Source organism: Marinobacterium sp. YM272, from assembly GCF_050908845.1.
In the GTDB taxonomy this organism is placed as follows: domain Bacteria; phylum Pseudomonadota; class Gammaproteobacteria; order Pseudomonadales; family Balneatricaceae; genus Marinobacterium_D.
The window spans coordinates 366,593-393,416 of sequence record NZ_CP194171.1 but is presented as its reverse complement, the minus strand read 5'-3'; the positions used below and the strand labels follow the sequence as shown (position 1 = coordinate 393,416).

Here is a 26,824-nt window from a genome sequence, read left to right as displayed (position 1 = left end):
CTGTTCTCGTTACTAAATGGAGCGCGCTGAGGTTCTGGATAGTGCTTTCTGGATAGCGTCTGGCGGATACAAAAAAGGCTCCCGAGGGAGCCTTTTAAGCTTAGGCGATTACGCCTTCTTGTCGTCTCCCGCCTCGATCTGGCGGTTGATGATCCACTGCTGGGCGATCGACAGTACGTTGTTGACCAGCCAGTACAGGACCAGACCTGCCGGGAACCAGAGGAAGAAGAAGGTGAAGATGATCGGCAGCAGCTTCATGATCTTCGCCTGCATCGGGTCCGGCGGTGTCGGGTTCAGCATCTGCTGAATGAACATGGTTCCGCCCATCAGGATCGGCAGGATGAAGTACGGGTCCATCTGCGACAGGTCCTGGATGTAACCGAAGAACGGCGCGTGACGCAGCTCGACAGATTCCATCAGTACCCAGTACAGGGCGATGAAGACAGGCATCTGAACCAGGATAGGCAGACAGCCACCCAGAGGATTGATCTTCTCCTTCTGGTACAGCTTCATCATCTCCTGGGACATCTTTTGGCGGTCATCGCCATACTGTTCCTTCAGGCGGGTCATCTCCGGGCCGAACTTGCGCATCTTCGCCATCGACTTGAACGCCTTGGCGTTGAGCTGGAACAGCGCGATCTTCACCAGCAGCGTGATGCCGATAATCGACAGGCCCCAGTTGCCAACCAGCGAGTGGATCCAGGTCAGGATGGCGTGCAGCGGAGCCGCGATCCACCAGAGGATGCCGTAATCCACGGTCAGTTTCAGGTTAGGCGCGGTGGCTTCCATCTGCTCCTGGTCCTTGGGACCGGCATACAGAGTGGCGCTGACGCTCTGGCTCTGGCCCGGTGCCACATCAAAGGACGGTGACAGGAAGCCAACAATATAGTTGCCGTTCAGCTTGCGCGACTGGTAGGTGTATTCAGCACCGGGCGCCGGAATCCAGGCGCTGAGGAAGTAGTGCTGCACCATGGCAACCCAACCGTCCTGGCTGGACTGGCTGAAGCGCTCTTCATCCATATCGCCGAAGTCGACCTTCTGGTAGTTGTTCTCTTCGGTAGAGAACACCGCACCCAGATAGGACTGCATACCCATGGAGGTCTGCTGAGAGGGGTCTGCGCTGCCATCGCGCTTGATCTGGCCGAACAGAACACCGTTCCAGGATTCCTGGCTCTGGTTATCGACGATGTAGTCGAGACCGACGCGGTATTCACCCTTGGTGAAGGTGAAGCGCTTGGTGACGGTAACGCCGTTATCCTGGGTAAGCGTCAGATCCACGTTCAGGCTGTCGTTATCACCCAGGGAGTACTCGGTGTTATCGACGCTGTACAGCGGACGGCCAGCCTTCTGGGCATCCGGACCATCCCGACCCACCAGGCCGCTCTGTGCCACGTAGGTACGGTTTCTGTTCTGTTCCAGCAGGACAAAAGGATTGCCGGAGTTGAGAGCGTCTTCATGCTTGGGCAGGGCAACCTTGATGATGTCACCGCCGCGCGGGTCGATGACAACCTGCAGCACGTCGGTGGATACATTGATCAGCTCTTCGCTGATCTGGGTTGCTGCGACAGCGGCCTGTTCATCAGCGTTGGCGCCCAGGGGCATATCCGCGCTGGCATCAGATGCGGCACCGGCGACGGGCAACTCGGCTTCGCTGCTGTTGGCGTAGGCTGATACGGTTTCAGCCTGCTGCTCGGTTACAGCCTGTTGCTGAGCGGGACCGTAATCATCGTTCCACTGCAGGACCAGCATGTAGGAAATTAATGCCAGGGCGGCAATCAGTATGACTCGCTGTACATCCATGGCGAAGAAACCATCAACCTTTTTTGTGAGCTTTGTGGGCTTTCTTGATCAATCTGGACCAGCAGCGCTCAATCATCCGGTGTAAGTCGGGGTTATCGAGCGTATCCAGCCCACGACGGGCGAGAATAACGATATCCACGGCGGGGAGCTCGTGCTGATGCAGGCGAAAAGACTCGCGAATGATACGCCGAACGCGGTTGCGTTTGACAGCCCGACGGATGTTTTTTTTGGAAATGACGAACCCGATTCTCGGGTGTCCAAGGTCATTGGGCGAGGAGAGTATGAGCAGCGGCTGCTCGGAGACCTTGAAGGCTGCATTGTCGAACACGCGCTTGAAATCCCCGCCAGTCAACAGACGTAACTGACGGGGATAATCGAAATCGGCCATGCAGTCGTTTAACCCTGCGGGCTGAATCAAGCAGAAAGGCGTTTACGGCCTTTGGCACGACGGCGGTTCAGAACCTGACGGCCGTTCTTGGTTGCCATGCGGGCACGGAAACCGTGGTTGCGTTTGCGCTTGAGTACGCTAGGTTGGAATGTTCTTTTCATTGCCTCAGTCCTACTTACGTTCTGTACGTGAGGTGCTGATCCACGTATAGGTCAAAAAATTTAAGACGCGAAATTCTATTTAATTCGCGAGTGCGATGCAAACCTTTTGTACGGTTTTTGAGCGGCCGCGGCGTTTTTCTATAAGAGGAAGGTGTTCTGTCGGGAATTTACAGCTGACAACTCCGGCGTTTTGTCACTTCTGTGGACCAATTATTACGCTTCTGGCGGTGCTTTAAACCCGAAACCGTATAATTCTGTGTGTAAATTTAAAAAAAGTATAAATTACATAAATATGCGATGTTTATAACTCTTTTGAAAGGCTGTATTAAACCTGTGCCGGTCGGTGTTTTGGTGGATAAGGCCCACTAAAGGTTGACCTGGAAGGCCTTCGAGGGCCGAAAACATCGGATGTGAAAAAGTTTGCTCACAGCTGTGTATAACTGCTCGCCGAGCCGTTAGAATAGCCGGTCTAGATAACAAGACTGGGTTGGCTGGCTCGTCAGGGCAGATCATCCCGGCGTTCGTTTAAGTGCATTTTCAGGGGTCAAGGGATGTCGGTCGAACTTTGGGAGCAGTGCCTGAAGAGCCTGCAGCAGGAGTTTCCTGCCCAGCAGTTCAATACCTGGATTCGCCCGCTTCGGGCTGATGAGGCTGACAGTGCGCTTGTCCTGCTGGCGCCCAACCGCTTTGTTCGTGACTGGGTTGCCGACAAGTTTCTATCCCGTATCCGTCAGGTGGTTGCTGACGTGACCGGCGATATCAGTACCGAAGTCCACCTTGAGATTGCCGGGCGCGCCGGCGCTGGTCGCGCAGCTGCGTCCAGCGCGCCTGTTGCCGCTCGCCGTCGTACCGCGCCGATTCGCAAGCGGGCGGCAGGCGCGATGAGCGAGATGGCGCCTTCAGCCGATCTGGCGACAGAAACCGACATTGCCCCTGAGACTCCGAGCCGCCCAATCGAGAACCCCGTGCCACAGCGGGTTGAGCCGGTTGATGAAGGCTACAGCCTGGAGCCGCAGCTTGAGCTGGATATGCTGCCGAGCGATGAGCGGGCGCCGATGCGCAGTGAGCGCCGGGTCGAGGTTGAGGGTGGCATCCGTCACCAGTCCAACCTGAACCCGTCCTTTACCTTCCAGTCGTTCGTTCAGGGTAAATCCAACCAGCTGGCGCTGGCGGCGGCACAGCAGGTGGCGGACAACCCGGGTGGTGCTTACAACCCCCTCTTTATATATGGCGGCGTCGGTCTCGGTAAAACCCACCTTATGCATGCGGTGGGCACCGAGATGCTCAAGCGCAACCCGAATGCGCGCATCGTCTATCTGCACTCCGAGCGCTTCGTCGCCGACATGGTCAAGGCGCTGCAGTTGAACGCCATCAATGATTTCAAGCGTTACTACCGTTCCGTCGATGCCCTGCTGATCGACGATATCCAGTTCTTCGCCGGCAAGGAGCGCTCCCAGGAGGAGTTTTTCCATACCTTCAACGCACTGCTTGAAGGTGGCCAGCAGATGATCCTTACCTCTGACCGCTATCCGAAAGAGATCAGCGGTGTCGAGGAGCGGCTCAAGTCCCGCTTCGGTTGGGGTCTGACCGTAGCGATTGAACCACCGGAGCTGGAAACCCGTGTAGCGATCCTGATGAAGAAGGCGCAGGAGGCGAAGGTCAACCTGCCCGATGATTCGGCCTTCTTCCTGGCGCAGAAGATCCGCTCCAACGTGCGTGAGCTTGAAGGCGCGCTCAAGCGGGTTATCGCCAACGCCCATTTCACCGGTAACGCGATCAATACTCCCTTTATAAAAGAGTCACTTAAGGACCTGCTGGCATTGCAGGACAAACAGGTTAGTATTGACAACATTCAGCGCGTTGTTGCGGATTACTACAAGATAAAAGTCTCCGATCTGCTGTCCAAGCGGCGCAGTCGTTCGGTCGCCCGTCCCCGTCAGGTCGCCATGAGCCTGGCCAAGGAGCTGACCAACCACAGCCTGCCGGAGATAGGTAACGCGTTCGGTGGCCGAGACCACACCACGGTGCTCCATGCTTGTCGCAAAATCAAAGAATTGCGCGAGAGTGATACGGACATCGCTGAAGATTACAAAAACCTGCTGCGTCATCTGACGGCGTAGTACTCGGATCCAGACAAGGTAGACAGCCATGAGATTCGTAATTTCCCGTGAAGCACTCATCAAGCCGCTACAGCTGGTAGCGGGCGTTGTGGAGCGTCGTCAGACGTTACCGGTGCTTTCCAATATCCTGCTTGTCGCCGAGGGTAACCAACTCTCGCTGACCGGTACGGATCTTGAGGTGGAGCTGATCGGCCGCGTCGAGCTGGATGAACCGGCTGAAGCCGGCTCAGTGACGGTTCCGGCGCGCAAGCTGATGGATATCTGTAAATCGCTGTCGGATGATGCCCGGATCGAGCTTGAGCTGACCGGCCAGAAGATGGTGATCAAGTCCGGCCGCAGCCGCTTCTCGCTTTCCACCCTGCCGGCCAGTGAATTCCCGAACGTGGAAGACAGCCCGCAGGCGATGCAGCTGACGCTGCCGCAGGCTTCCCTGCGTCACCTGATCGAACAGACCGGTTTCTCCATGGCGCAGCAGGATGTGCGCTATTACCTCAACGGCATGCTGCTTGAGGTGAAGGACGGCACACTGCGCGCGGTTTCTACCGACGGTCACCGTCTGGCCACGGCGGTCAGCGAAGTGGAAGTGGGCAGCGACGTTCAGCACCAGATCATTGTGCCGCGCAAGGGTATCCTCGAGCTGGCGCGCCTGCTGCAGGGTGGTGAAAATCCGGTGAGCCTGGTGATCGGTGCCAACCATATCCGTGCCAACGTGGGTGACTTTACCTTCACCTCGAAGCTGGTGGATGGCAAGTTCCCGGACTACCAGCGTGTTATCCCGCGTAACGGCGACAAGGTAATGCTGGGCGATCGTCTCGAACTGCGTCAGGTATTCAGCCGTATCGCGATTCTCTCCAACGAGAAGTACCGCGGTGTGCGCCTGTCGCTGTCCAATGGCATGCTGCAGGTGATGGCCAATAACCCGGAGCAGGAAGAAGCGGAAGAAAGCGTTGCGGTGGATTATGAAGGCAGCTCGCTGGAGATCGGCTTCAACGTCAACTATCTGCTCGACGTTCTGTCCATTCTTAACTCGGACGTGGTGCGCTTTACCCTGTTCGATTCCAACAGCAGTGCGCTGGTCGAAGGCTTCGATGAGCCGGATGCGACCTACGTTGTCATGCCGATGCGCATGTAATGATATATGTAAGCACTCACTTACTTTTATGTGAGTGCTTACTTCTCGCTTATCGCCCATTATGCTGATCTCGCAACTGCAGGTGTCTAACCTGCGTAACCTCAGCCATGTCGAGCTGACCCCCTCTCCGCGGATCAATCTTCTTTTTGGTGAAAATGGCAGCGGCAAGACCAGCCTGCTCGAGGCGATTCACATGCTGGGGCTTGGACGTTCGTTTCGCACCCAGCAGTATCGTCAGGTGATCCAGAGCGAGCAGAGCGAGCTCCTGGTGTTTGCCCAGATCGATGCCCAGGGTACCGGCGAACCGCGCCCGCTGGGTGTCAGCCGCAGCCGTGATGCTGAATTAAAAGTCCGCTACGCCGGGGAGAGTCTCGGCTCCGCTGAGCTTGCCAGTCTGATGCCACTGCTGGTTATCAATTCGGACACCTTCGATCTGCTCGAGGGATCGCCGTCGATACGGCGCCAGTTTGTCGACTGGGGCGGCTTTCATTCGGATCCTGGATTTATCCGTCTCTGGCGCGGCTTTCATCGTGTACTTAAACAGCGAAATTCGTTACTGAAATGTGGTAAAATCGACGCCCGCGTAAGGGCGCTTTGGGATGCCGAGCTGGTCGCATTTGCCGAGCCGTTAACCGAGCTGAGAGCGGCCTATATCGAGGCGCTGAAACCGGTGTTTGAAGAGATACTGGCCGAGCTCCTCAAGGACGTCAGAGTAGAGCTTCGCTTCTCACAGGGCTGGGATTCAAAACGGCCCCTTGCCGAGCTGCTGGAAGAGAACTTCGAGCGCGACCTGCGTCAGGGTTTCAGTAGCAGTGGCCCTCAACGAGCCGATCTCCGGTTTCGTGCGGATGGCCAGGATGCCGCTGAACGCCTGTCCCGCGGGCAGAAAAAACTCGTTGTCAGTGCACTCAAGCTGGCCCAGGGCGCGTTATTTTACCGCCAGAGCCAGCGAGCCTGCGTTTATCTGATCGACGATCTACCGTCAGAACTGGACGAAAGACATTGCCGCCAGTTCTGTCGCTTTTTGGAAAACAGCACTAATCAGTGCTTTATAACCTGCGTCGAGCCAGGTCTGCTGAGCCGTGTCTGGGATGCCGATACGCCGGTCAGGCTGTTTAAAGTCGAGCAGGGAAAAATATCGCAGTCTGCTGCACCAGGAGAACATGATGAGCGGTGAAAACCAGAGCTATGATTCGTCCAGTATCAAGGTACTGAAAGGGCTGGATGCCGTCCGCAAGCGCCCCGGGATGTACATCGGCGACACGGACGACGGCAGCGGTTTGCACCATATGGTTTTCGAACTTGTCGATAACGGTATCGACGAGGCGCTGGCCGGCTACTGCTCCGAGATCGGCGTTATTATCCATCCGGATGAAAGCGTCACCGTATCCGATAACGGGCGTGGTATCCCCACCGATATTCACAAGGAAGAGGGTGTTTCCGCGGCCGAGGTCATCATGACCGTGCTGCATGCCGGTGGTAAGTTCGATGACAACACCTACAAGGTCTCCGGCGGTCTGCACGGCGTGGGTGTTTCCGTGGTTAACGCCCTTTCCAGCGAATTGCGTCTGACGATTCGCAGGGCCGGCAAGGTGCACGAGCAGGTCTATCACCACGGTGTGCCCGAGAAGCCCCTGGAAGTGATCGGCGAGACCGAGTCCAGCGGTACCATCGTCCGTTTCAAACCGTCCGAAGACACCTTCAGCAACATCGCCTTCCAGTACGACATCCTTGCCAAGCGTTTGCGCGAACTGTCGTTCCTGAACTCCGGCGTGCGTATCCGCCTGAAGGATGAGCGCAGTGGTCGTGAAGAGGTGTTCGAATATGAAGGCGGTCTGGCCGCGTTTGTCGAGTTCCTCAATCAGAACAAGTCGCCGGTCAACAAGATCTTTCACTTCAACGCCATGCACGAAAACGGTGTCGGTGTTGAGGTATCGATGCAGTGGAACGACAGCTTCCAGGAAAGCCTCCACTGCTTCGCCAACAATATCCCGCAGCGTGACGGCGGTACCCACCTGTCTGGCTTCCGCGCCGCGCTGACCCGTTCCCTGAACAACTACATCGAATCCGAGCAGCTCAACAAGGGCGGCAAGGTTTCCACCAGCGGTGATGACAGCCGTGAAGGCCTCACTGCGATCATCTCGGTTAAGGTACCTGATCCGAAGTTCTCCTCCCAGACCAAGGACAAGCTGGTCTCCTCGGAGGTAAAAACCGCCGTCGAGCAGCTGATGTCCCAGCAGCTTGGCGAGTATCTGCTGGAGAACCCGCAGGACGCCAAGGCGGTGGTTCAGAAGATGATCGATGCGGCCCGAGCCCGTGAAGCGGCCCGCAAGGCCCGTGAGATGACCCGCCGCAAGGGCGCACTGGATATTGCCGGTCTGCCGGGTAAGCTGGCGGACTGTCAGGAAAAAGACCCGGGACTGTCTGAACTTTACCTGGTGGAGGGTGACTCCGCAGGTGGTTCTGCCAAGCAGGGACGTGATCGTCGTACCCAGGCGATTCTGCCGCTCAAGGGTAAGATCCTTAACGTCGAGAAGGCACGCTTCGACAAGATGCTGACCTCTGCCGAGGTAGGCACCCTGATCACCGCTCTCGGCTGTGGTATCGGCCGCGACGAATACGATGTGGAGAAGCTGCGTTACCACCGCATCATCATCATGACCGATGCGGACGTGGATGGCTCCCATATCCGTACCCTGCTGCTGACCTTCTTCTTCCGTCAGATGCCGGAGTTGATCGAGCGCGGATATATCTACATTGCCCAGCCGCCGCTGTACAAGGTCAAGAAGGGTAAGCAGGAGCAGTATCTCAAGGACGATGATGCCATGGAGAACTACCTGCTGCAGGGCGCTCTGGATGGCGCTGCGCTGTATGTCAGTGAAGATGCGCCGCCTGTTTCCGGTGCTGCGCTGGAGGACCTGGTCAGCCGCTACCGCAAGGTGGAAAAGACCGTCGAGCGTCTCAGCAAGCTTTACCCCAGGGCTGCACTCAACCAACTGCTCTACCTGCCGTCACTCAAGGCGGAGGACATGGCGTCACAGGAGAAGGTCGAGGCCTGGGTGAAAGCCCTGGATGAAGCGCTGATCGCCTATGCGACCAACACCGCAGAGAGCTATACCTGCAGTGTCGAGCTGGACAAGGAAAAGAGCATCTACATCCCGCATGTGCGTCATATCCACCACAGCGTAGCGACCGATTACGTGCTTGATCCGGACCTGTTCCGCTCCCGGGACGTGATCAATATCGTTGAGCTGGGCGAAGAGCTTCAGTCTCTGCTTGAGGATGGTGCCTTCCTGCAGCGCGGAGAGCGCCGTTTCGAGCTGAACGATCTTGGCGTGGGTATCCGCTGGCTGATGGACCTGTCGCGCCGTGGTAACGCCATACAGCGCTACAAGGGACTGGGTGAGATGAACCCCGACCAGCTGTGGGAGACCACCATGGATCCGAACGCGCGTCGTATGCTTCAGGTAACCATTGAGGATGCGATAGCCGCTGACCAGCTGTTCACCACACTAATGGGTGATGAGGTTGAACCGCGTCGTAACTTTATCGAATCCAACGCGCTGAACGTGGCCAACCTGGACGTCTGATGAGTTTGGGTTGAAATGAGAAAGGCGGCTTAGGCTGCTTTCAGCCTACCGAGAAACCCCGGTCATCATTGTGATCGGGGTTTTGTTTTTTCGTCCGCTGCTGGCTCTTTGGCCGAGGGCTCGGTGTTAGTGCTCAGTATCACTCTGGATCCCTGGCAGGGATCTTTGCTATCTAAGCTCTGTTTCCGAAATAGAGTTCGCGAAGCTTTCCGCTGTCGTTCGATTCAGTCCAGGCCGAATTGGCGCCGCACAAACTCCCCTAACTCCCGATAGGATGCCTCGCTTGCCGAGGCATCATGGCCGAGGGTAAAGCCGCGGGTAACGCAGCTGTCGTCCCAGGCGAAGGGTTCGCCAGTGTCCATATTAACCAGCCGATGTTCGTCGTTTTCGCCTACACGACATTTCGATGGATTCTGTGCAGTCTTTAAAACCATATTCGGGACTTTTGGACTGTCGAAGGCGTGGTGAACGCCCGGGTAGCTTATGAGCCTCGCTTCAACGCCATTTTGCTGAAGCTGGCTGATGTACTTCTGACAGGCATCCAGTAACGCAATGTCATCGGCCTCACCATGAAGGATCAGTATCGGACTGCCTGTCGTTTCATCCCTGCCGGCATATTGTCGGGCACAAGGTGTCGAAAATCCCACATGGAGAGCAAAGCGAGCTCCGTTTTTTGCGCCATACATCGCTTCAAAACGCGAGATCGCAGAAAACATTGACGAGGCTGCTCCACGTGAAACACCTATAACCCCAATCCTGTCCCGATCAATACGAGGGTGTTCAGAGATAAGCTCAAGAGCACGGTAGGCATCGTAGACTGCCTGCAAACGTCCCAGGCGGGATTGATCGGTCAGCGTCTGAGTTATGCCTCGGTCTGAAAAACTGTCGATCACGAAGGTTGCCACGCCTAAGCCATTCAGGAATTGTCGGCTGTAATCGGTAAGGGAGTCTGTACCGCCAATCCCGCTGGATCCGTGTAGAAGTATCATCGCCGGGAGTTTGTCATTGCCCTTGGTTGGTAGATACAGGGCACCCGCGAGCGTTACCGGCTAGCCCTCTCCATTGGAAAGAAAAGCACTGTCGTCCATCGTTGCCGAGCTTACCGGGTAAAACTCCATGCGAGCCACGCCTTCAGCGAGTGAGCGACCGGTCATCAAGGCAGGCATCAGGCAGATGGTCAGCGCTTTCAGCCATAGTGAATTTCTAAAGAGTTTCATTTCAAACCTCCGCAATTGAGCCTGGTGTTGACCTCGTTGAGGCCGCTTTGGATATCCGGTCCATCGTTGATGGTTCTGTTGCGCGGTTGGGCCGGAGGAAGCCTGGTTCATTATTCGTATTGGTCTTTGGGTTTGCTTGAAGAAGACCTGAAGGTTTCGCCAATTTTTCTACAATAAGGAGAGTTGCCCGCCCAAATGAGGGCCGAAGATGATTTATCGTTTTGATAATTGTTCGCTGGATACCGACCGGCGTGAGCTGGTATGTCAGGGGCAGCGAGTTCATGTAGAGCCGCAGGTCTTTGATGTTCACCACTATCTGCTGCAGGAAAGCGGACGTGCTGCTTCGCGAGAGGAGCTGATCCAGGCAATCTGGAAAGGGCGCTGTGTGTCAGATGGCGCTATCAGTGCACGCATCGCCTCGGCGCGCAGATCGATAGGCGACAACGGAGACAGGCAACGGGTAATCCGCACGGTTCCGCGCTTCGGCTTCCGACTGGTTTCACCGGTCACTGTAGAGTCTTCTGGGCGGGTGGCCGGCATTAAAGCTGCCAGTGAGGATAGGAATGGCCGTCGGATGATAAGGAGCAGTAAGTCCCTTTTTCGACGCGCCATCATCCTGTTAACCATTATTACCGTCACTGCTGTCGGACTGGTCTGGCTAATCACTCGGCCTTACCCTTCCGCTTCCTACCCCGTTAAGCCTGGTCCTCACTCGATAGCGGTCATGCCGCTATACGTTTCCGACGGTGCTGAACCGGGCCGTTTTCTCGCAGAGGGTTTGTCTGAAGAACTCACTATAGAACTGGCCCGCAATGCAGACCTCACTGTACTTGCACGTTCGGCGGCATTTGACGCCGCTGCCAAGGGTGCGGGTGCCGCGGATGCAGCGCACAGACTCGGGGTGCAGTATGTGCTCGATGGTACTGTCCGACGTGTCAACGACCAGCTCGTAATTTCAGTCATGCTGGTAAATGGCAGTAATCAGGAGACGGTCTGGGCCGATCGCTACACAGCCAAAGCAGAGACGCTTTTCGAAATCCAGGGCGCTATCGTTGAAAGAATCGTAGGCACCCTTTTGTCGTCGATACGTGAGACCGAGAAGCAGGAGGTGCTGCGCCGCCCTCCTGCGAGCCTTAATGCTTACGAACTGACACTCAGAGGTGTGGCACGCAAACACAGATTGAATCCTGCCGATGCGCTGGCCGGGATTGAGGAGCTCCGGCAAGCGCTGGTTGAAGATCCCGATCTTGCTTCCGCATGGATGACCCTGGGCTGGATAGAGGCGATCGAAGCAGCTTTTGGCTGGCGCGACGATGTCACGCTGGACGAGGCGATAAAGAAAATAGAAAAAGCGATTGAGCTGGATCCGATGCTGCCAACTGCCTACCAGGCACTGGGAATAGCAAAAGGCTTTGCAGGAGATATCCAGGGTGCTCTGGATGCCGCTCAGCGATCGGTAGAACTGGCTCCGGGTGATGCAGATAACCTGCTCTTCCTTGGGCGTGCGCTATCCAGGTTTGGCAGGTTTGAGGAGGCCAAAGAGTACGCGCAGAGGGCGATGGCGCTTAACCCAAGCAGGCCAAGCTATTATTCATACAACCTGGGGCGAATCTTTTGGGGACTGGAACAGTATCAGGAGGCGATGGCACTTGAACAGGAGTGTCTGACCAAGGCTCCCGGATTTACGGGTTATCAGGTATTCGCGCTAGGCAGTGCCATGGGTAGCGGAGATCTGTTTAGGGCACAGGAGTACCGGCAGATGCTGTTTGACTCATCTCCTGGATATACTGTTGTCCAGGCGGTAGATGCAATAGGCTTTGGGGGGGCTGCCGGGGGTGAATAAAAGGCTCACTGAGCAGCTTAGCAAAGTCTGGTAGTTCTACCCCCTTCTCTTATCGGATTTACACCAAGCAACGCAAGTGTAAGGGCTGGCAGCAATCACTCTCCAGATGTAATCGTTAATCCCGGCCTGCCTGGCCTGCCTGATCACTGCTCTGGTGCAGATATGCGTTCAGGCTGCTCATCCAGGCTGGCCATCCACGCGTCGGTAAATAAAAGGTCGCCGCCTAGAATCCTCTCCTTTTCGTATGCTTTTTCTCTGCTGCTCTTCATCAGGCGCGGCCTGCTAGTGATACAAAACAGGCTTTGGACTCAACGCTGTGTTTTACAGGTAAGTCTTGCCAGTAGGTTTACGCTGCCCCCTGTTGTAAGTTGTTGCCCAGGTCTATATCAGAATTAGCCCTTTAACTCTGCAGCCAGTGCGCTGTCCAAGGCTTTTTAGTTTATTTCGAACCAGGACAGCAGGCTGTCGTTCAGCCAGGCTTTGGCCATCATGCTGCGTCCTGCTTTCGCCCGCTCTGCCAAGCGGGTCATGCCCCCAGGATGCGCCGACGATCTGCCTGATGGTCTCTATAGATACCTTGGCCTATGAAAGCATTCTCTGCCCTTCGCTATCGAAATGAGCGCGGGCATGTTCAAGGAGAGCTTCAAGCCTATCTACGAAACGAACTCCACGCCGGATGTGCTGGCAGCATCGCAAAAGGGTTGAAGAAAAGCCTGGTGGGTATCATCCCTCTTCGCGTCGCCCAGTTGGTAGCTGTTTTTGAAGCTGGTTAGCATCCCTGTCGCTGACAACATAAGTTTCTCGGTTGTTTGTTTGCTCCTAAAAGGGCTTTCGCAAAAGGGGCACTAACGAGCAAGGTAACCCGCTTTCTCCCCTCCAGAGGGTCATGCGTCAGTTCTCCAGGGCTCTCAAGTTGAAGCAAGATTAGAATGTTTGTCTGAAAACAGACGCCGCTATGTTTTACGTGAAACTGATAACCGCTTCGGAATTTAGGCTACTGAGGGACAGCTAAGCTTCGAGCGCATTCAGGGTGTGAGAAATAAAAAAGGGTTTTCATCATCCAGGTTGGAGTTGCCTGCTTTCGGACTTTGGCTCTGACTGAGGTGCGGGGTGAAATATGGCTGGCGGTAGCTTTGGTAAGCGAAAATACTTTCCGACCAGGATCGCCTCGATAACTTGCGACTAGGCGTGTCTGGCTTAGTTTTCAGTTACGCCAATTTGAGTTCTTGAAGGTCTAGCTCAGACTGGATGTACAAAGTCGTGTCTGCGAAAGCAGTAATCACGCTACACGGCATTTAACGACGCTTATCGGTTTAAAGGGTCGGTGTTCAATGTAGAAAGCGGCTGCAGGGGAAGCCGAGAGTCCGTTCGTTTAGAGTCTCGAGCATCGCCATGAGGGGCTTCGCTTTATGGTGGCCTCAATATGGGAAGGACGTTAATGGTGCTCGGGCTGTTAACTGCCGGCTCTAACTGTCAGAGGGTGTGTTACTTAAGGTTGGTATTTCATTTTGAACGATAAGGTTTCACGTGGAACGGGACGTGCACTTCAAAGTGAATTAGGCCCTCAGTGTTTCACGTGAAACAAAAAAGGCTCCCGAAGGAGCCTTTAGCAAATAGCGGAGATTAGCCGGCGATCAGAGAGATGTCCGCAACGCCAAGGAACAGGTTGCGAAGCTTGGTCAGCAGCGCGAGGCGGTTATCGCGAACTTTCTCGTCATCTGCCATGACCATAACGTCATCAAAGAAGCTGTCTACCGGGCCCTGGAGTTTGGCAAGTGCTTCCAGTGCGAACTGGTAGTCGCCCTTTGCAAATGCCGGTGCCAACTCGCTCTCAAGCTCAGCAACCACGTTTGCCAGCGTTGCTTCAGCACCGTCGCCCAGGAGGCTCTGGTCGATGTCGGTGGCGATCTCGCCTTCAAGCTTGCTCAGAATGTTGCTGACACGCTTGTTGGCGGCGGCGAGAGACGCAGACTCAGGCAGCGTACGGAAGTGCGATACGGCTCGAACACGACGGTCGAAATCCAGCGGCTTGGTCGGCTTAAGGGCGTGAACAGCGATGTAGTTGTCGACGCTGATGCCCCGCTCTTCATACCAGGCACGGAAGCGTTCCAGCATGAACTCGAGTACGTCGTTGACGACGCTATCCTGCGCTGGCAGTGCTGAATACTGATCGGCAGCTGCCTGAAGCAAGGTACGCAGATCCAGCTCCAGTCCTCGCTCTACAATAATGCGAAGAGCGCCCAGTGTTGCGCGACGCAGGGCGAACGGGTCCTTGGAACCGGTAGGTGGCTGATTGATACCAAACAGGCCGACCAGAGTGTCCAGACGATCGGCAATAGCTACCGCGATACCGGTCTTGGTCTGTGGCAGTTCGTCACCGTGGAAGCGAGGCATGTAGTGCTCGTTTTGCGCCAGTGCCACCTCTTCCGGCTCGCTGTCGTTCAGCGCGTAGTGGTAGCCCATCAGGCCCTGGAGCTCTGGGAACTCCAGTACCATATCGGAGACCAGATCCGCTTTACACAGCAGACCCGCGCGGGACGCATGATCGGCATCGCCGCCGATCTGTTCTGCGATCAGACCTGCAAGGCCGCTGATGCGAGCGCTCTTGTCATAGACGGTGCCCAGGTCCTTCTGGAATACAACTTTCTTAAGCGCTTCGGTGCGGGACTCCAGCGTGTGCTTCTTGTCGGTCTCGAAGAAGAAGGCCGCATCGGCCAGGCGCGGACGGATTACCTTCTCATTACCCTCGATCACCTGCTGCGGGTCCTTGGACTCGATGTTGGCGATGGTGATGAAATAAGGCAGCAGCTTGTCGTTGGCATCCAGCAGGTGGAAGTATTTCTGATGGTCCGCCATGGAGGAGATCAGTGCCTGTGAGGGTACATCCAGGAAGCGCTCCTCGAAGCGTCCGGTCAGCGCCACCGGCCATTCGTTCAGGGCTGTTACTTCCTCAAGCAGGCCTTCATCGATCACGACCTTGCCGCCAATGCGCTCGGCTTCGGCGAGCAGCTGAGAGCGGATCAGTTCCTGGCGCTCAGAGAAATCTGCCAGTACCTTGCCCTTCTCTTTCAGCGTCTCGGCATATTCACGGCCGGCAAAGAGCTCGATCTGTTCGTTGTAATGGAAGCGGTGACCGCGGGTGTGGCGGCCGGACTGGTGACTCATGATTTCACAGGGAATCACTTCGTCGCCAAACAGCATGACAACCCATTTAACCGGGCGAACGAACTCGGCCCGGGAAGCACCCCAGCGCATACGCTTGGGGATCGGCAGTTTTTCCAGTACGCCGGTTACGATATCTGCCAGCAGGCCCGCGACCGGTTGGGCAGGATTGACCTGCTCGAAGCTGTACTTGCCGTTCACTTCGCTCAGCTGGTCGACTTCGGCGCCGCACTTGCGGGCAAAACCGATCAGGGCTTTGCTGGGGTTGCCGTCCGCATCGAAGGCGATCTTGGCCGGAGGGCCTGAAACCAGGGTGCGGCTCTCTGGTACTTCTGTGGGGAGGTCAGTGGCGAGTACTGCCAGACGTCGTGGCGCTGCATAGCCCTTGAAGCCGGTATTGGCGAGCTGCTCTTTGCCGAGCAGGCCTTCAAGGCCTTCACGAATACCGTTAACCAGCGCTGCGGAAAGGGATTGCAGAGCCTTGGGCGGAAGCTCTTCGGTGCCGAGCTCAAACAGAAAATCTTTAGCCGACATCAGTGGGTCTCCTCTTGGCTGGCGGCAAGAACCTCATCGCGCAGTTCAGGATCTGCAAGCGGGAAGCCGAGTGCTTTACGTGCGTTGAAATAGGCGTGGGCGACTTCACGTGCCAGGGTACGTACGCGGAGGATGTAACGCTGGCGCTCGGTGACAGAGATCGCGTGGCGGGCATCCAGCAGGTTAAAGGTGTGGGATGCTTTCAGGGCCTGCTCGTAGGCTGGCAGCGGCAGCGGCGTTTCCAGTTGCAGCAGCTTGTTGCACTCACGCTCGTGATAATCGAAGTTGCCAAACAGCGTGTCGACATCGGCGTGTTCGAAGTTGTAGGTGGACTGCTCGACTTCGTTCTGGTGATAAACGTCACCATAGGTCACGACAGTACCGTCCGGTGCACGGGACCAGATCAGATCGTAAACGCTGTCGACCTTCTGCAGGTACATCGCAATACGCTCAAGGCCATAGGTGATCTCGCCGGTTACCGGGTAGCATTCGAGACCGCCGGCCTGCTGGAAGTAGGTAAACTGGGAAACCTCCATGCCGTTCAGCCAGATCTCCCAGCCCAGACCCCAGGCGCCAAGGGTGGGCGATTCCCAGTTGTCCTCGACGAAGCGGATGTCGTGGACCAGCGGATCAACGCCGATACGTTCAAGCGACTGCAGGTAGAGTTCCTGGAAGTTATCCGGGTTGGGCTTGAGAACTACCTGGAACTGGTAGTAGTGCTGAAGGCGGTTGGGGTTTTCGCCGTAGCGTCCATCGGTGGGTCGACGGCTGGGCTGCACGTAGGCTGAGCGCCAGTTTTCGGGTCCGATTGCCCGCAGGAAAGTCGCGGGATGGAAGGTGCCGGCGCCAACCTCGAGATCCAGCGGCTGAACAATGACGCAGCCCTGCTCTGCCCAAAAATGCTGCAGGGCCAGGATCAGTCCCTGGAAAGTGCTAACGTCTGGTTTAACCTTGTCAGTCACGGAAATCACCATTGAATTCGAAGTGGACAAAATAAGACGCGAATTATACACGAATGGGACCCTAAAGTGCTGGCGTGCAAAGGATCAGAGCGCTATGGAGGGGTAAAGATGTGCAAGGTGGTGATCGCCTGATTGGTTCTCGGTGGCTGGCCGTTATAATTCGTCGATAGATTCAGAGCGGGATGGACAGGTTGTGAAAGAGTACAAGGCGTATTTTGCTATTTTCTGTATGTGGCTGGTATCGCTGCTGCCCCTGTCCTGGGCGCAGGGGCTGGGCCGTTTTATGGGGCGTTGGGTTTATCGCCAGGGAGACCGTCAGAAGCTCTTTACGATCACCCGTATTAACCTGGAATTCTGCTTTCCCGGACAGGCCGATGCCGAGCGCAGCGCCCTGATCCGCGAGAGCCTGGAACATACGGGCTGTTCCCTGGCCGAGATGGGGATGTCCTGGTTGTGGTCGCCGGAGCGGGTGCTGAAGAAGATCAAGTCGGTGAAAGGCGAAGAGCTGATCGCCGAAGAGCTCAATAATGGCCGCGGAATTCTGCTGATTGCTCCGCACCTGGGGAACTGGGAGGTGATGAATCTGTACCTTTCCCGTCACTACCCGGTTACGGCGATGTATAAACCGCCCCGCCAGAAGCTGTTCGACCGGCTGATCCTGAAGCGCCGTGCGCGTCTCGGTTCGAAAATGGCGCCGGCCGATACCCGCGGTGTGAGAATGCTGATCAAGGCGCTGCGCGGCGGGGAGATTGTCGGTGTGTTACCGGACCAGGAGCCCGATCGTGCGGGCGGCATCTTTGTCCCCTTCTATGGCGAGCCGGCCCTGACGATGAAGCTGTTTCCCCAGCTTGCGGCCCAGACCGGCGTCAGAGTGATTTGCGGATACGCCTGCCGCCTGGATAACGGCGAAGGCTTTGAGCTGCGTTTCTCACTGGCGGACGCGGGTATCAACAGCAAGGATGTAGAGGAGTCGGCCGCAGCTATGAACCGCAGTATCGAACACTGTGTGGATGAATGTCCGGCGCAGTACCAGTGGGAGTACAAACGCTTCTACAGTCGGGAGGACGGCTCCCGCGACCCCTATCGGATACGCCGTTAGCGGCGCCAGAATGCGGGCGAAAGGAGTACCAGGAAGGTAAATACCTCCAGGCGCCCCAACAGCATCGCCAGACACAGAATCCATTTGGCAGCGTCGTTCATCTCGCCATAGTGCAGCGCCACACCGCCCAGGCCGGGACCGAGGTTGTTCAGTGTCGCGCCGACGGCAGACCAGGCGGTGACCTGGTCCAGGCCGGTGGCCAGCAGGACGATCAGCATGATGACAAACACCAGCAGATAGACCGAGAAGAAGCCCCAGACCGCTTCAAGCACGTTATCACTGATTGGGCGTCGTCCCAGCTTCACGGGAATCACTGCGCTGGGATGGATCAGGCGAAGGATCTCACGATGCCCCTGTTTCAGAATCAGCAGGATGCGGATCACCTTCATGCCGCCACCGGTAGAGCCGGCACAGCCGCCGGCGAAGGCGGCCACAAACAGCATGAAGGGCAGCATCGCGGGCCAGTGTGCGAAGTCGGCGGTGCTGAAGCCGGTGGTGGTGGCGATCGAGACCACCATAAACGAGGCTTTGCGGAAGCTTTCGAGTGGTTCGTAGGTTGCGCTTAGAACCAGAGCGACAAAGCTGATGGCCGTTATGATCGTCAGCAGGCCCAGATAGAATTTGAATTCAGGATCTTTGAAGTAGTGAAACAGGGTTTTCTGGCGCCAGGCGAAAAAATGGAGCCCGAAATTCACCCCTGACACGACCATGAAAAAGATGCAGATCGACTCGATCAGCGGGTTGTCGAAGTAGGCGATGCTGGCGTCATGAGTGGAAAAACCGCCGATGGCGACGGTTGAAAAGCTATGGCCGATGGCGTCGAAAAGAGACATGCCCGCGGCCCAGTAGCCCAGAGCGCAGGCGACCGTCAGTGACAGGTAAATATACCAGAGCGCCTTCGCTGTCTCGGTGATACGTGGCGTCAGCTTTGAGTCTTTGACCGGTCCCGGTGTCTCTGCCCGGTAGAGCTGCATACCACCGATACCCAGCATCGGCAGGATGGCTACGGCCAGTACAATAATCCCCATGCCGCCAAGCCACTGCAGCTGCTGACGGTAGTACAGCAGTGATTTGGGTAGGCTATCCAGCCCGGTCATCACCGTGGCGCCGGTAGTGGTTAAGCCCGACAGGGATTCGAAAATCGCATCGGTAAAGCTCAGGTGGGGGGATTCCGACAGCTGCAGCGGCAGGCTACCGGCGGCGGCCAGTACGCTCCAGAACAGCACGGTGATCAGGAAGCCGTCCCGTGTACGCAGGTCCTGGCGCACGCTGTGTACCGGTACCCAGATCAGGAAGCCGATCAGCAGGGTGATACCGAAGGCGATGGCAAAGGCATGCACTGCGCCGTCGTTGAAATAAAGCGACACGGCCATGGGGGGCAGCTGCGTAATGCTGAAAATCATGAGCAGGATGCCCAGAATGCGCAGTATCACTTTAAAGTGCATAGGTTCGTGTCGCTATCGCTGTCGTGGTTGAAAAACTGTCAGAAGAAGGTGAGCCCGACCTGGAACAGGCGCTCCACATCGTTGATACGTCGGTTATCTACCAGGAACAGGATGACGTGGTCGCCATTTTCGACCACCACATCATCATGGGCAATCAGTACTTCGTCCTTGCGGATAATCGCGCCGATGGTGGTTCCCGGTGGCAGCGCGATCTCCTCGATCATGCGGCCCACAACCTTGGAGCTACGCGGATCGCCGTGGGCAACGGCTTCCAGCGCCTCGGCGGCACCACGTCGCAGGGAGTGCACTGCGGCCACGTCACCCCGACGTACATGGGTCAACAGGGCGCCGATGGTGGTCTGCTGGGGCGAGATCGCGATATCGATCGCTCCGCCCTGCACCAGGTCCACGTACGCCGGGTTGTTGATCAGGGTCATCACGGTACGTACGCCAAGGCGCTTGGCCAGCATCGAAGCCATGATATTGGCTTCGTCATCGTTGGTCAGGGCGCAGAATACATCGGTGTCCTCGATGTTCTCTTCGAGCAGAAGATCCCGGTCCGAGGCGCTGCCATTGAGCACGATGGTGTTGTTGAGCTGGCGTGCCAGCTGGTTGCAGCGGTCGATGTCACGTTCAATGATCTTGACCTGCAACTGGTTCTCGATGGTGCTGGCAAGGCGCGCGCCGATATTGCCGCCGCCGGCGATGATCAGGCGCTTGTACGGGTTATCCAGGCGGCGTAGTTCGCTCATCACGGCGCGGATATCGTTGCGTGCCGCAATGAAGAACACCTCGTCATCCGCTTCGATGATGGTATCGCCGGTGGGGATGATCGGGCGGTCCTGCCGGAAGATAGCGGCCACGCGGGTGTCAATATTGGGCATATGGGCGCGCAGATAGGAGATCTCGCGGCCTACCAGCGGGCCTCCGTAGTAGGCTCTGACGGCGACCAGCTGCGCCTGTCCCTCGGCGAAGTCGAGTACCTGAAGTGCCCCCGGGTGCTGGATCATGCGCTTGATATGCATGGTGACCAGCTCTTCCGGGCTGATCAGGACGTCGATCGGAATCGCCTTGTTATCGAAGATCGCCTTGTTTTTCTGCAGGTAGTCATGCTCGCGAACACGGGCGATCTTGGTCGGCACCTTGAACAGTGTCTGGGCAACCTGGCAGGCGATCATGTTGACCTCGTCACTGTTGGTGACGGCGATCAGCATGTCGGCATCCTTGGCACCGGCCTGATCAAGTACGCTGGGATAGGACGCCTTGCCTTCGATAGTGCGAATATCCAGGCGATCCTGAAGCTCGCGCAGCCGACTGGTGTCGGTGTCGACCACGGTAATATCGTTGGCCTCATTGGCAAGGTGGTCGGCCAGAGAGCCGCCTACCTGCCCCGCACCCAGAATAATGATCTTCATTCAGAGCCTCGGCTGCTAGCAGTCGTATCGCGATGTTTTGTCAGGATTGCGTAGAAGAAACCGTCGTGCCCGCCCTCGACCGGGAACAGCTGTCGACCGAAAGGTCGCTCTATGCCGCATGTAAGGGGCACAGGGACTGAGCTGGCATCGGCGTGGAGTTTAACAAAGCGTTGCACAATGCGCTCATTTTCCTGGGGGAATACCGAGCAGGTGGCATAGACCAGCCGGCCGCCGGGCTTGAGCATGCCCCAGAGGTTCTCGAGAATATTAAGCTGAAGGCTGGCCAGCCCGAGCAGCTCCTCATTCTGCCGGAGCACCTTGATATCCGGGTTGCGCCGGATGACACCGGTGCCGCTGCACGGTGCGTCCACCAGAATGCGGTCGAACGGCTTGCCATCCCACCAGTCGTGGGCACTGGCATCACCAAGGTGCAGGGTGCATTCGTGTGATAAACGCAGTCTTTCCAGGTTGTCGCGGGTGCGCTCAAGTCGCGAGGGTTCCATCTCCACGGCGACCACATCGCCGTGTTTGGCGGTCGCTTCGAGCAGATGGCAGAGTTTGCCGCCTGGGGCTGCGCAGGCATCCAGCACTCTCTGGCCTGGCTGGATGTCGAGCAGCTGATTGGCCAGTTGCGCCGCTTCGTCCTGGACGCTGAAGGCGCCGTCGGCAAAGCCCGGTATCTCATCCGTATCCCTGGCTTCTGACAGGGTCAGCGCCTGGGGCGAGAATCTGCCTGGAATAACGTCGATACCTTGCTGGTTTAGCAGCTCTATGGCCTTGTCTCGAGTAAGTAAGCGCTTATTAACACGCAGCGTCATGGGGCCCTGGAGATCGTTGGCGCTGAGAATCGCCTGCCAGTGATCTGGCCAGTTATGCCTGAGCTTTTCGATCATCCACTTGGGGTGGTTCCACTGAAAGGTTTCATCCTGCGCCAGCGATTCCTCGAGCTGTTGCTGTTCGCGCTGAAAGCGTCGCAACACGGCATTGAGTACCTTGGTGGCCCAGGTTTTATTGAAGTGTTCTGCGCCATCGACGGTTTCGCTGACGGCGGCGTGCGCCGGGATGCGCAGGGAGCGCAGCTGGTACAGGCCGATCAGCAGCAGGGCGTGGAGATCCTCGTCCTGCTCGCGGAAGGGCCGTTTGAGCAGGCGGCCGGCGATAGCGTCAAGGCGATACAGATCGCGCAGGGTTCCGTAACACAGTTGCTGCAGCAGCGGGCGGTCACGGGGTTCGCAGCCATCCAGTGCCTCCGGCAGAAGAGTTTTCAGCGAGCCCCGCTGCTGCAGCAGCGAAGCGATCAGTGTTGCCGCTCTTACCCGTATATTCATCCTGATCAACCCAGTCGCTTGCCGGGAGCAAAGCGCTCCTTGTGTGCATTGAGCAGCGCCGATACCGGCATGGGGCGACCGCCGGGCATTTGCAGCTCTTCCAGTGCCAGGCTGCCCTGCCCTGTTGCGACCAGCAGCGTGTCGCGGCGCTGCTCGATAATAGTGCCGGGCGCGGCATCGGTGTGGCCCGCCTCGGCGCTGGCTTTCCAGACCCTCAGCGTCTGCTGTTCAAATTCAGTGTAGGCCACCGGCCAGGGGTTGAGCCCGCGGATCTTCAGCGCCAGGGATGCGGCGGGGGCCGCCCAGTCCAGCAGCCCTTCCTGCTTTTCCAGCTTGCTGGCATAGCAGGCAGCGGCGTCATCCTGGGGCTCGGGTGTCAGCTCTCCGGCTGCGAGCGGATCCAGGGTGTCGACAAGCGTCTGTGCGCCCAGTGCGGCCAGGCGGTCGTGCAGCACACCGCTGGTATCCGTGGATTCGATAGGACAGCGCGAGATGCTGAGCATGTCGCCGGTATCCAGGCCGGCATCCATCTGCATGATAGTGATGCCGGTTTCCTGGTCGCCCGCCAGTAGCGCCCGGTGGATCGGCGCGGCGCCGCGCCAGCGCGGCAGCAGTGAGGCGTGAACGTTGATGCAGCCGAGCCGCGGTGTATCGAGTACCGCCTGGGGCAGAATCAGACCGTAGGCAACCACGATCATCAGGTCTGCCTGCAGCGACGCCAGCTCCTGTTGGGCCTCTGCATCGCGCAGACTGATCGGCTGGTACACCGGTATATCATGCTCAAGCGCCAGTGCCTTGACCGGGCTGGGCTTGAGTTTACGGCCGCGGCCAGCTGGGCGGTCAGGCTGGGTGTAGGCCGCGATGACCTGGTGTTCGGTGTTGAGGACTGCAGCAAGGCTGGCGGCGGCGAAGTCGGGGGTGCCGGCGAAGATGATTCTCAGAGGCTGGCTGGTCATGGTGTCGATTTCGTCTCGGGAATAAAAAACAGGCTTGCCGAAGCAAACCTGTCTGGGGTTGGTGCGCGTCTTAGTTAGACACTTCGGCGCGATGTTTCTTTTCCAGTTTGCCGCGAATGCGGTTGCGCTTCAGGGCAGACAGGTAATCGACAAACAACTTGCCGTTGAGGTGGTCGAGCTCGTGCTGGATACAGACAGCCAGTAAGCCTTCGGCCACGAAATTCTGTTCTTCGCCCTCACGGTTGAGGGAGGTAACCTGAATCCGCTGTGGGCGATTGACGTTGTCGAAAAAGCCGGGAACTGACAGGCAACCTTCCTGCATCTCTTCAAGAGTGTCGTCCAGTACCGTATATTCGGGGTTGATCAGGGTCAGAGGCTCTGACTGATCTTCCGACAGGTCGATGACAACGATCTGCTGGTGTACGTTGACCTGGGTTGCGGCAAGCCCAATACCCGGTGCGTCGTACATCGTTTCGAACATGTCATCGACGAGTTGCCTGATACTGTCATCGACAGCGGAGACAGGTTCGGCGATAGTACGCAGTCGAGGATCAGGAAATTCAAGAATCTTGAGTTTGGACATAGTATCTGCTTAAACGGTGTTCGACGGGCATGTCGGATGGAGAAAAGTAAGATTCGCCCTATTATACTGATAATGTTGTCTAATGCATGTTCAGACGTCTCGGGTTTCAGCCATGCCGGTGCTACCTGCAGCTCGTTTGCATTACAAGGGAACTGAATGATGAACCGATTGCTTTGCGCGTCGCTGACAGCGGCAGTCCTGCTGCTTGGCAGCCCTGCACAGGCAGAGGTCCGACAGGACCGGATAGAACTGGCAGATGAACATCCTACCGAATACGTGGTTGTTAAAGGCGATACCCTCTGGGATATCTCCGGACACTTTCTGAAATCCCCCTGGCTCTGGCCAGACGTGTGGTACGTCAATCCGCAGATCGATAACCCCCACCTGATTTACCCCGGCGATATCATCTACCTGACCTGGGTTGATGGACAGCCGCGGCTTGGCCTCAAGCGGGGCGTTAAAAAGCTCGGCCCGAAGGTACGCGTATTGCCGCTGGATCAGGCGATCCCGTCGATCCCGCTCAAGGATATTGCTGCCTTCCTGAACAATAACCGGGTGGTTGATGAAGATCTGCTCGAAAAAGCGCCTTATGTGATCGGCGGCAAAAACGAGCGCATCGTTGCCGGTGCGGGTGATCGTATCTACGCCCGCGGTATTCCGGTGGAGGATGTCTCCTTCCAGGGCGTTTACCGTCCGGCCCGGGCCTACCACGACCCGGTAACCAACGAACTGCTCGGCTATGAGCTCGACAGGGTGGCCGATGGTCGCATCATGGCGATGGATGAGGCAACTCAGGTGCTGACCATGGATCTGAGCGACTCGTTCGAGAAAGAGGTCCGCGTGCGTGACCGCGTCATTCCCAGCGATGAACAGCGCATCAACTCCGTCTTCTACCCCTCCCCGGGTGAGGCGATCGACAAGGCTGTGATCATGGAGGTACTGGGCGGTATCGAAAAGATAGGCCAGTTCGATGTGGTTGCACTCAACGTGGGTGAACGCGAAGGTGTCGAGACCGGCAATGTCTTCGCCGTCTTTAACCGCGGTGAGGTCGTCAAGGACCCGGTGACCGGTGAAACCATCACCCTGCCTTCTGAGCGCGCCGGCGAGTTGATGGTCTTCAAGGTGTTCAACAAAGTCAGCTACGGGCTGGTGATGCGCGCTACCAACGTAATCAGCGTTGGTGACAAGCTGAAAAGCCCCTGATTTAAAGGACTTACCGGAATGAGCGATCCAAGGGACTGGATCGCTGCAAGCCTTCTGCCCGGCATCGGCCCAGCCACACTGGCCAGGCTCCGGGCCGAGGGTGTCGCGGCCCCCGATCTTTTCTACAGTGAAGCGCTGAGCGGTGCTTTACGCCTCAAACCCGCCACCCGGGATGCGATCACCAGCTACCGCAGCGGTGGTCAGTTTTACCAACAATGCACCGAACTCCTGGAGCTGGCTGAAAGCCAGGGCTGGACCCTGCTCAGCTTCGACGCCCCGCAGTACCCTGATCTTCTGCGTCAGATACACGATCCACCCATCCTGCTCTGGATCGATGGCGATCCCTCCATCCTTGGTCTGCCTCAGCTGGCTGTAGTTGGCAGTCGCCACGCCAGCCGGGGTGGCGCCCAGCAGGCATACCGCTTTGCCGCTGAGCTTGCCGCTGGCGGCCTGGGCATCTGCAGTGGGCTGGCGCGGGGAATCGATGCAGCGGCACACCAGGGGGCACTGGACCGTACAGGCAAAACCGTCGCGGTGATGGGGACCGGGCTGGATCGGTGCTACCCGGCGGCGAATCGGCACCTGGCGCAGCAGATCCGCCAATCCGGAGGTACACTGGTGTCGGAGTATCCCCCGGGAACGGAGCCGCTGGCACAGAACTTTCCCCGCCGTAACCGCATCATCAGCGGCTTGAGCGTGGGTACGCTGGTGGTCGAGGCCGCGCCGCGAAGCGGCTCCCTGATAACGGCACGCCAGGCCCTGGATCAGGGGCGCGAGGTTTTTGCCTTGCCCGGTTCGGTGCATAACCCGTTAAGCAAGGGTTGCCATGCGCTGATCCGCGAGGGCGCAGTGCTGGTGGAGTCGAGTGAGGATATCCTGCAGGAGCTGGCGCCTCTGCTCGGGAGTTTGCAACTGCAGGCCGCTGAGCCTGCAGATACGCCTGGGGATGTTCAGCAGGATCCCCTGCTTTTGCAGATCCCCTTCGACCCGACCAGCTTTGACGATCTGGCGCAGCGGGTGATGCTGGGGCCCGCCGAACTGCAGCAGCAGCTGATGCGGCTGGAACTCGAAGGGCTTATCGAATTGCGCGGCAGTCTGATTGTGCGTATCGCTTGACCTTGAGAATATCGAGAGGGGCCGTCAGACCAGCCATCCCGCCTGGCATCCGCTAACGGGCTGCAATCCGGTTCAGTGGATCGGGGTATCCGGCTCTGCCGTCAAAGCCGCGCAATAAGTTGCAAAGCGGTGACCAACTGGTTAATTTCACGCCTTTTAACCGCGGAACCTGTGTCCAGGTTCCCCTGAGCGAGAACCAGCTGTGAACGAGTGGCATATTCGCCAGGCAGTCCGGGTCCTGCAGGCGGGGGGCATCATTGCCTATCCTACCGAGGCGGTCTGGGGGCTTGGTTGTGATCCTTTCAATCCCAGGGCCGTTGAGAGACTCCTGGCCATCAAGCGACGGCCCGAGTACAAGGGACTGATTCTCGCTGCGGCCGGTGAAGGCCAGATAGAGCCTCTGCTCGCACCGCTCTCCGCTGAGCAGCGGCAGCTGTTGAGCGAGACCTGGCCGGGGCCCAATACCTGGCTGATTCCGGATCCGAAGAATTTGATTCCGCGCTGGGTCAAGGGCCAGCACAGGGGTGTAGCGGTGCGTGTCAGTGACCACCCGGTGGTGCGGGCGTTGACGCTTGCCTATGGTGGTCCCATCGTCTCTACATCTGCAAATGTGAGCGCGGCCGCGCCGGCAAAAACAAAGCTGAAAGTAAGGACTTACTTCGGTAGTGATGTCGATTTTGTGGTGGACGGTGAGCTCGGTGACCTGAAAAAGCCAACTACCATTCGCGACCTTTCAGATAGTAGGGTTGTTAGGTCGTAAGTTAGTATTT

Annotated in this window: 22 protein-coding genes; 10 read left to right on the top strand and 12 right to left on the bottom strand. The window is 57.4% G+C overall.

Annotated features, from left to right (window positions below; translation table 11 throughout):
• Positions 1-108: 108 nt before the first annotated feature.
• From yidC to rpmH, 3 genes are read right to left on the bottom strand one after another with little or no spacing between them, the layout of a single operon-like run.
• Positions 109-1,800: a membrane protein insertase YidC gene (gene yidC / locus ACQUQP_RS01935; RefSeq protein WP_432697135.1), complete on the bottom strand. Its 1,692-nt coding sequence runs from the start codon at positions 1,798-1,800 to the stop codon at positions 109-111.
• A 13-nt stretch (positions 1,801-1,813) separates the two neighbouring features.
• Positions 1,814-2,188 (bottom strand): ribonuclease P protein component, encoded by a 375-nt coding sequence (gene rnpA / locus ACQUQP_RS01930; RefSeq protein WP_432697134.1) that lies wholly within the window; start codon positions 2,186-2,188, stop codon positions 1,814-1,816.
• A gap of 26 nt (positions 2,189-2,214) precedes the next feature.
• A complete protein-coding gene (gene rpmH / locus ACQUQP_RS01925) occupies positions 2,215-2,349 on the bottom strand; it encodes a 50S ribosomal protein L34 (protein WP_104005388.1) in 135 nt (44 codons plus the stop codon).
• A 551-nt stretch (positions 2,350-2,900) separates the two neighbouring features.
• On the opposite strand from rpmH, the gene dnaA reads away from it, so the two are divergent.
• From dnaA to gyrB, 4 genes are all read left to right on the top strand, one after another.
• On the top strand, positions 2,901-4,469 hold the full coding sequence (gene dnaA / locus ACQUQP_RS01920) for a chromosomal replication initiator protein DnaA (protein WP_432697133.1): 1,569 nt from the start codon (positions 2,901-2,903) through the stop codon (positions 4,467-4,469).
• Between the two features lie 28 nt (positions 4,470-4,497).
• Positions 4,498-5,601: a DNA polymerase III subunit beta gene (dnaN, locus tag ACQUQP_RS01915; RefSeq protein ID WP_432697132.1), complete on the top strand. Its 1,104-nt coding sequence runs from the start codon at positions 4,498-4,500 to the stop codon at positions 5,599-5,601.
• A gap of 61 nt (positions 5,602-5,662) precedes the next feature.
• Positions 5,663-6,778, top strand: a complete 1,116-nt coding sequence (recF, locus tag ACQUQP_RS01910; protein WP_432697131.1) for a DNA replication/repair protein RecF — start codon at positions 5,663-5,665, stop codon at positions 6,776-6,778.
• On the top strand, positions 6,768-9,191 hold the full coding sequence (gene gyrB, locus ACQUQP_RS01905; RefSeq protein WP_432697130.1) for a DNA topoisomerase (ATP-hydrolyzing) subunit B: 2,424 nt from the start codon (positions 6,768-6,770) through the stop codon (positions 9,189-9,191). The genes recF and gyrB overlap by 11 nt, the downstream gene beginning before the upstream one ends.
• 224 nt (positions 9,192-9,415) lie before the next feature.
• Here gyrB and ACQUQP_RS01900 read toward each other — a convergent pair whose 3' ends face one another.
• On the bottom strand, positions 9,416-10,180 hold the full coding sequence (locus ACQUQP_RS01900) for a dienelactone hydrolase family protein (protein WP_432697129.1): 765 nt from the start codon (positions 10,178-10,180) through the stop codon (positions 9,416-9,418).
• Positions 10,181-10,240: 60 nt separating this feature from the next.
• Positions 10,241-10,408, bottom strand: coding sequence for a hypothetical protein (locus ACQUQP_RS01895; RefSeq protein ID WP_432697128.1), 168 nt, complete (start codon positions 10,406-10,408; stop codon positions 10,241-10,243).
• A 208-nt stretch (positions 10,409-10,616) separates the two neighbouring features.
• Here ACQUQP_RS01895 and ACQUQP_RS01890 point away from each other — a divergent pair, with 208 nt between their 5' ends.
• Both ACQUQP_RS01890 and ACQUQP_RS01885 read left to right on the top strand, forming a co-directional pair.
• The gene (locus ACQUQP_RS01890) at positions 10,617-12,251 is read left to right on the top strand and encodes a winged helix-turn-helix domain-containing tetratricopeptide repeat protein (protein ID WP_432697127.1); all 1,635 of its coding nucleotides are present in this window, start codon (positions 10,617-10,619) and stop codon (positions 12,249-12,251) included.
• Between the two features lie 584 nt (positions 12,252-12,835).
• Positions 12,836-13,024, top strand: coding sequence for a hypothetical protein (locus ACQUQP_RS01885; RefSeq protein WP_432697126.1), 189 nt, complete (start codon positions 12,836-12,838; stop codon positions 13,022-13,024).
• A gap of 850 nt (positions 13,025-13,874) precedes the next feature.
• Here ACQUQP_RS01885 and glyS read toward each other — a convergent pair.
• Positions 13,875-15,947, bottom strand: a complete 2,073-nt coding sequence (glyS, locus tag ACQUQP_RS01880) for a glycine--tRNA ligase subunit beta (protein ID WP_432697125.1) — start codon at positions 15,945-15,947, stop codon at positions 13,875-13,877.
• On the bottom strand, positions 15,947-16,921 hold the full coding sequence (gene glyQ / locus ACQUQP_RS01875; RefSeq protein WP_432697124.1) for a glycine--tRNA ligase subunit alpha: 975 nt from the start codon (positions 16,919-16,921) through the stop codon (positions 15,947-15,949). Before glyQ ends, glyS begins: the two co-directional genes overlap by 1 nt.
• A 181-nt stretch (positions 16,922-17,102) precedes the next feature.
• On the opposite strand from glyQ, the gene ACQUQP_RS01870 reads away from it, so the two are divergent.
• Positions 17,103-18,008 carry a lysophospholipid acyltransferase family protein gene (locus ACQUQP_RS01870; protein WP_432697123.1) on the top strand — a complete coding sequence of 302 codons (906 nt, stop codon included), beginning with the start codon at positions 17,103-17,105 and terminating at the stop codon, positions 18,006-18,008.
• Here the strand turns inward: ACQUQP_RS01870 and ACQUQP_RS01865 are convergent.
• The 5 genes from ACQUQP_RS01865 to def all read right to left on the bottom strand — a co-directional run bounded on the left by ACQUQP_RS01865 (position 18,005) and on the right by def (position 23,735).
• On the bottom strand, positions 18,005-19,453 hold the full coding sequence (locus tag ACQUQP_RS01865; RefSeq protein ID WP_432697122.1) for a TrkH family potassium uptake protein: 1,449 nt from the start codon (positions 19,451-19,453) through the stop codon (positions 18,005-18,007). The two genes, ACQUQP_RS01870 and ACQUQP_RS01865, sit on opposite strands and share 4 nt — an antisense overlap.
• A gap of 38 nt (positions 19,454-19,491) precedes the next feature.
• Positions 19,492-20,868, bottom strand: coding sequence for a Trk system potassium transporter TrkA (gene trkA / locus ACQUQP_RS01860; RefSeq protein WP_432697121.1), 1,377 nt, complete (start codon positions 20,866-20,868; stop codon positions 19,492-19,494).
• Positions 20,865-22,196, bottom strand: coding sequence for a 16S rRNA (cytosine(967)-C(5))-methyltransferase RsmB (gene rsmB / locus ACQUQP_RS01855; RefSeq protein WP_432697120.1), 1,332 nt, complete (start codon positions 22,194-22,196; stop codon positions 20,865-20,867). The genes trkA and rsmB overlap by 4 nt, the downstream gene beginning before the upstream one ends.
• Positions 22,197-22,201: 5 nt before the next feature.
• Entirely contained in the window at positions 22,202-23,152 is a 951-nt protein-coding gene (gene fmt / locus ACQUQP_RS01850) for a methionyl-tRNA formyltransferase (protein WP_432697119.1), read from the bottom strand.
• Positions 23,153-23,222: 70 nt separating this feature from the next.
• Positions 23,223-23,735, bottom strand: a complete 513-nt coding sequence (gene def, locus ACQUQP_RS01845; protein WP_432697118.1) for a peptide deformylase — start codon at positions 23,733-23,735, stop codon at positions 23,223-23,225.
• Positions 23,736-23,891: 156 nt separating this feature from the next.
• Between def and ACQUQP_RS01840 the strand changes: the two genes are divergently transcribed.
• From ACQUQP_RS01840 to ACQUQP_RS01830, 3 genes are all read left to right on the top strand, one after another.
• A complete protein-coding gene (locus tag ACQUQP_RS01840; RefSeq protein ID WP_432697117.1) occupies positions 23,892-24,938 on the top strand; it encodes a LysM peptidoglycan-binding domain-containing protein in 1,047 nt (348 codons plus the stop codon).
• Positions 24,939-24,956: 18 nt separating this feature from the next.
• Entirely contained in the window at positions 24,957-26,054 is a 1,098-nt protein-coding gene (gene dprA, locus ACQUQP_RS01835) for a DNA-processing protein DprA (RefSeq protein ID WP_432697116.1), read from the top strand.
• 202 nt (positions 26,055-26,256) lie between these two features.
• Complete coding sequence (locus tag ACQUQP_RS01830; RefSeq protein WP_432697115.1) at positions 26,257-26,814, top strand: L-threonylcarbamoyladenylate synthase; 558 nt, start codon at positions 26,257-26,259, stop codon at positions 26,812-26,814.
• Positions 26,815-26,824 lie beyond the last annotated feature (10 nt).

What these genes read in the sequence shown, in the direction of transcription:
- yidC (WP_432697135.1), bottom strand. Translation starts at nt 1,800, where the DNA reads ATGGATGTACAGCGAGTCATACTGATTGCCGCCCTGGCATTAATTTCC.
- rnpA (WP_432697134.1), bottom strand. Translation starts at nt 2,188, where the DNA reads ATGGCCGATTTCGATTATCCCCGTCAGTTACGTCTGTTGACTGGCGGG.
- rpmH (WP_104005388.1), bottom strand. Translation starts at nt 2,349, where the DNA reads ATGAAAAGAACATTCCAACCTAGCGTACTCAAGCGCAAACGCAACCAC.
- dnaA (WP_432697133.1), top strand. Translation starts at nt 2,901, where the DNA reads ATGTCGGTCGAACTTTGGGAGCAGTGCCTGAAGAGCCTGCAGCAGGAG.
- dnaN (WP_432697132.1), top strand. Translation starts at nt 4,498, where the DNA reads ATGAGATTCGTAATTTCCCGTGAAGCACTCATCAAGCCGCTACAGCTG.
- recF (WP_432697131.1), top strand. Translation starts at nt 5,663, where the DNA reads ATGCTGATCTCGCAACTGCAGGTGTCTAACCTGCGTAACCTCAGCCAT.
- gyrB (WP_432697130.1), top strand. Translation starts at nt 6,768, where the DNA reads ATGAGCGGTGAAAACCAGAGCTATGATTCGTCCAGTATCAAGGTACTG.
- ACQUQP_RS01900 (WP_432697129.1), bottom strand. Translation starts at nt 10,180, where the DNA reads ATGATACTTCTACACGGATCCAGCGGGATTGGCGGTACAGACTCCCTT.
- ACQUQP_RS01895 (WP_432697128.1), bottom strand. Translation starts at nt 10,408, where the DNA reads ATGAAACTCTTTAGAAATTCACTATGGCTGAAAGCGCTGACCATCTGC.
- ACQUQP_RS01890 (WP_432697127.1), top strand. Translation starts at nt 10,617, where the DNA reads ATGATTTATCGTTTTGATAATTGTTCGCTGGATACCGACCGGCGTGAG.
- ACQUQP_RS01885 (WP_432697126.1), top strand. Translation starts at nt 12,836, where the DNA reads ATGAAAGCATTCTCTGCCCTTCGCTATCGAAATGAGCGCGGGCATGTT.
- glyS (WP_432697125.1), bottom strand. Translation starts at nt 15,947, where the DNA reads ATGTCGGCTAAAGATTTTCTGTTTGAGCTCGGCACCGAAGAGCTTCCG.
- glyQ (WP_432697124.1), bottom strand. Translation starts at nt 16,921, where the DNA reads ATGGTGATTTCCGTGACTGACAAGGTTAAACCAGACGTTAGCACTTTC.
- ACQUQP_RS01865 (WP_432697122.1), bottom strand. Translation starts at nt 19,453, where the DNA reads ATGCACTTTAAAGTGATACTGCGCATTCTGGGCATCCTGCTCATGATT.
- trkA (WP_432697121.1), bottom strand. Translation starts at nt 20,868, where the DNA reads ATGAAGATCATTATTCTGGGTGCGGGGCAGGTAGGCGGCTCTCTGGCC.
- rsmB (WP_432697120.1), bottom strand. Translation starts at nt 22,196, where the DNA reads ATGAATATACGGGTAAGAGCGGCAACACTGATCGCTTCGCTGCTGCAG.
- fmt (WP_432697119.1), bottom strand. Translation starts at nt 23,152, where the DNA reads ATGACCAGCCAGCCTCTGAGAATCATCTTCGCCGGCACCCCCGACTTC.
- def (WP_432697118.1), bottom strand. Translation starts at nt 23,735, where the DNA reads ATGTCCAAACTCAAGATTCTTGAATTTCCTGATCCTCGACTGCGTACT.
- ACQUQP_RS01840 (WP_432697117.1), top strand. Translation starts at nt 23,892, where the DNA reads ATGATGAACCGATTGCTTTGCGCGTCGCTGACAGCGGCAGTCCTGCTG.
- dprA (WP_432697116.1), top strand. Translation starts at nt 24,957, where the DNA reads ATGAGCGATCCAAGGGACTGGATCGCTGCAAGCCTTCTGCCCGGCATC.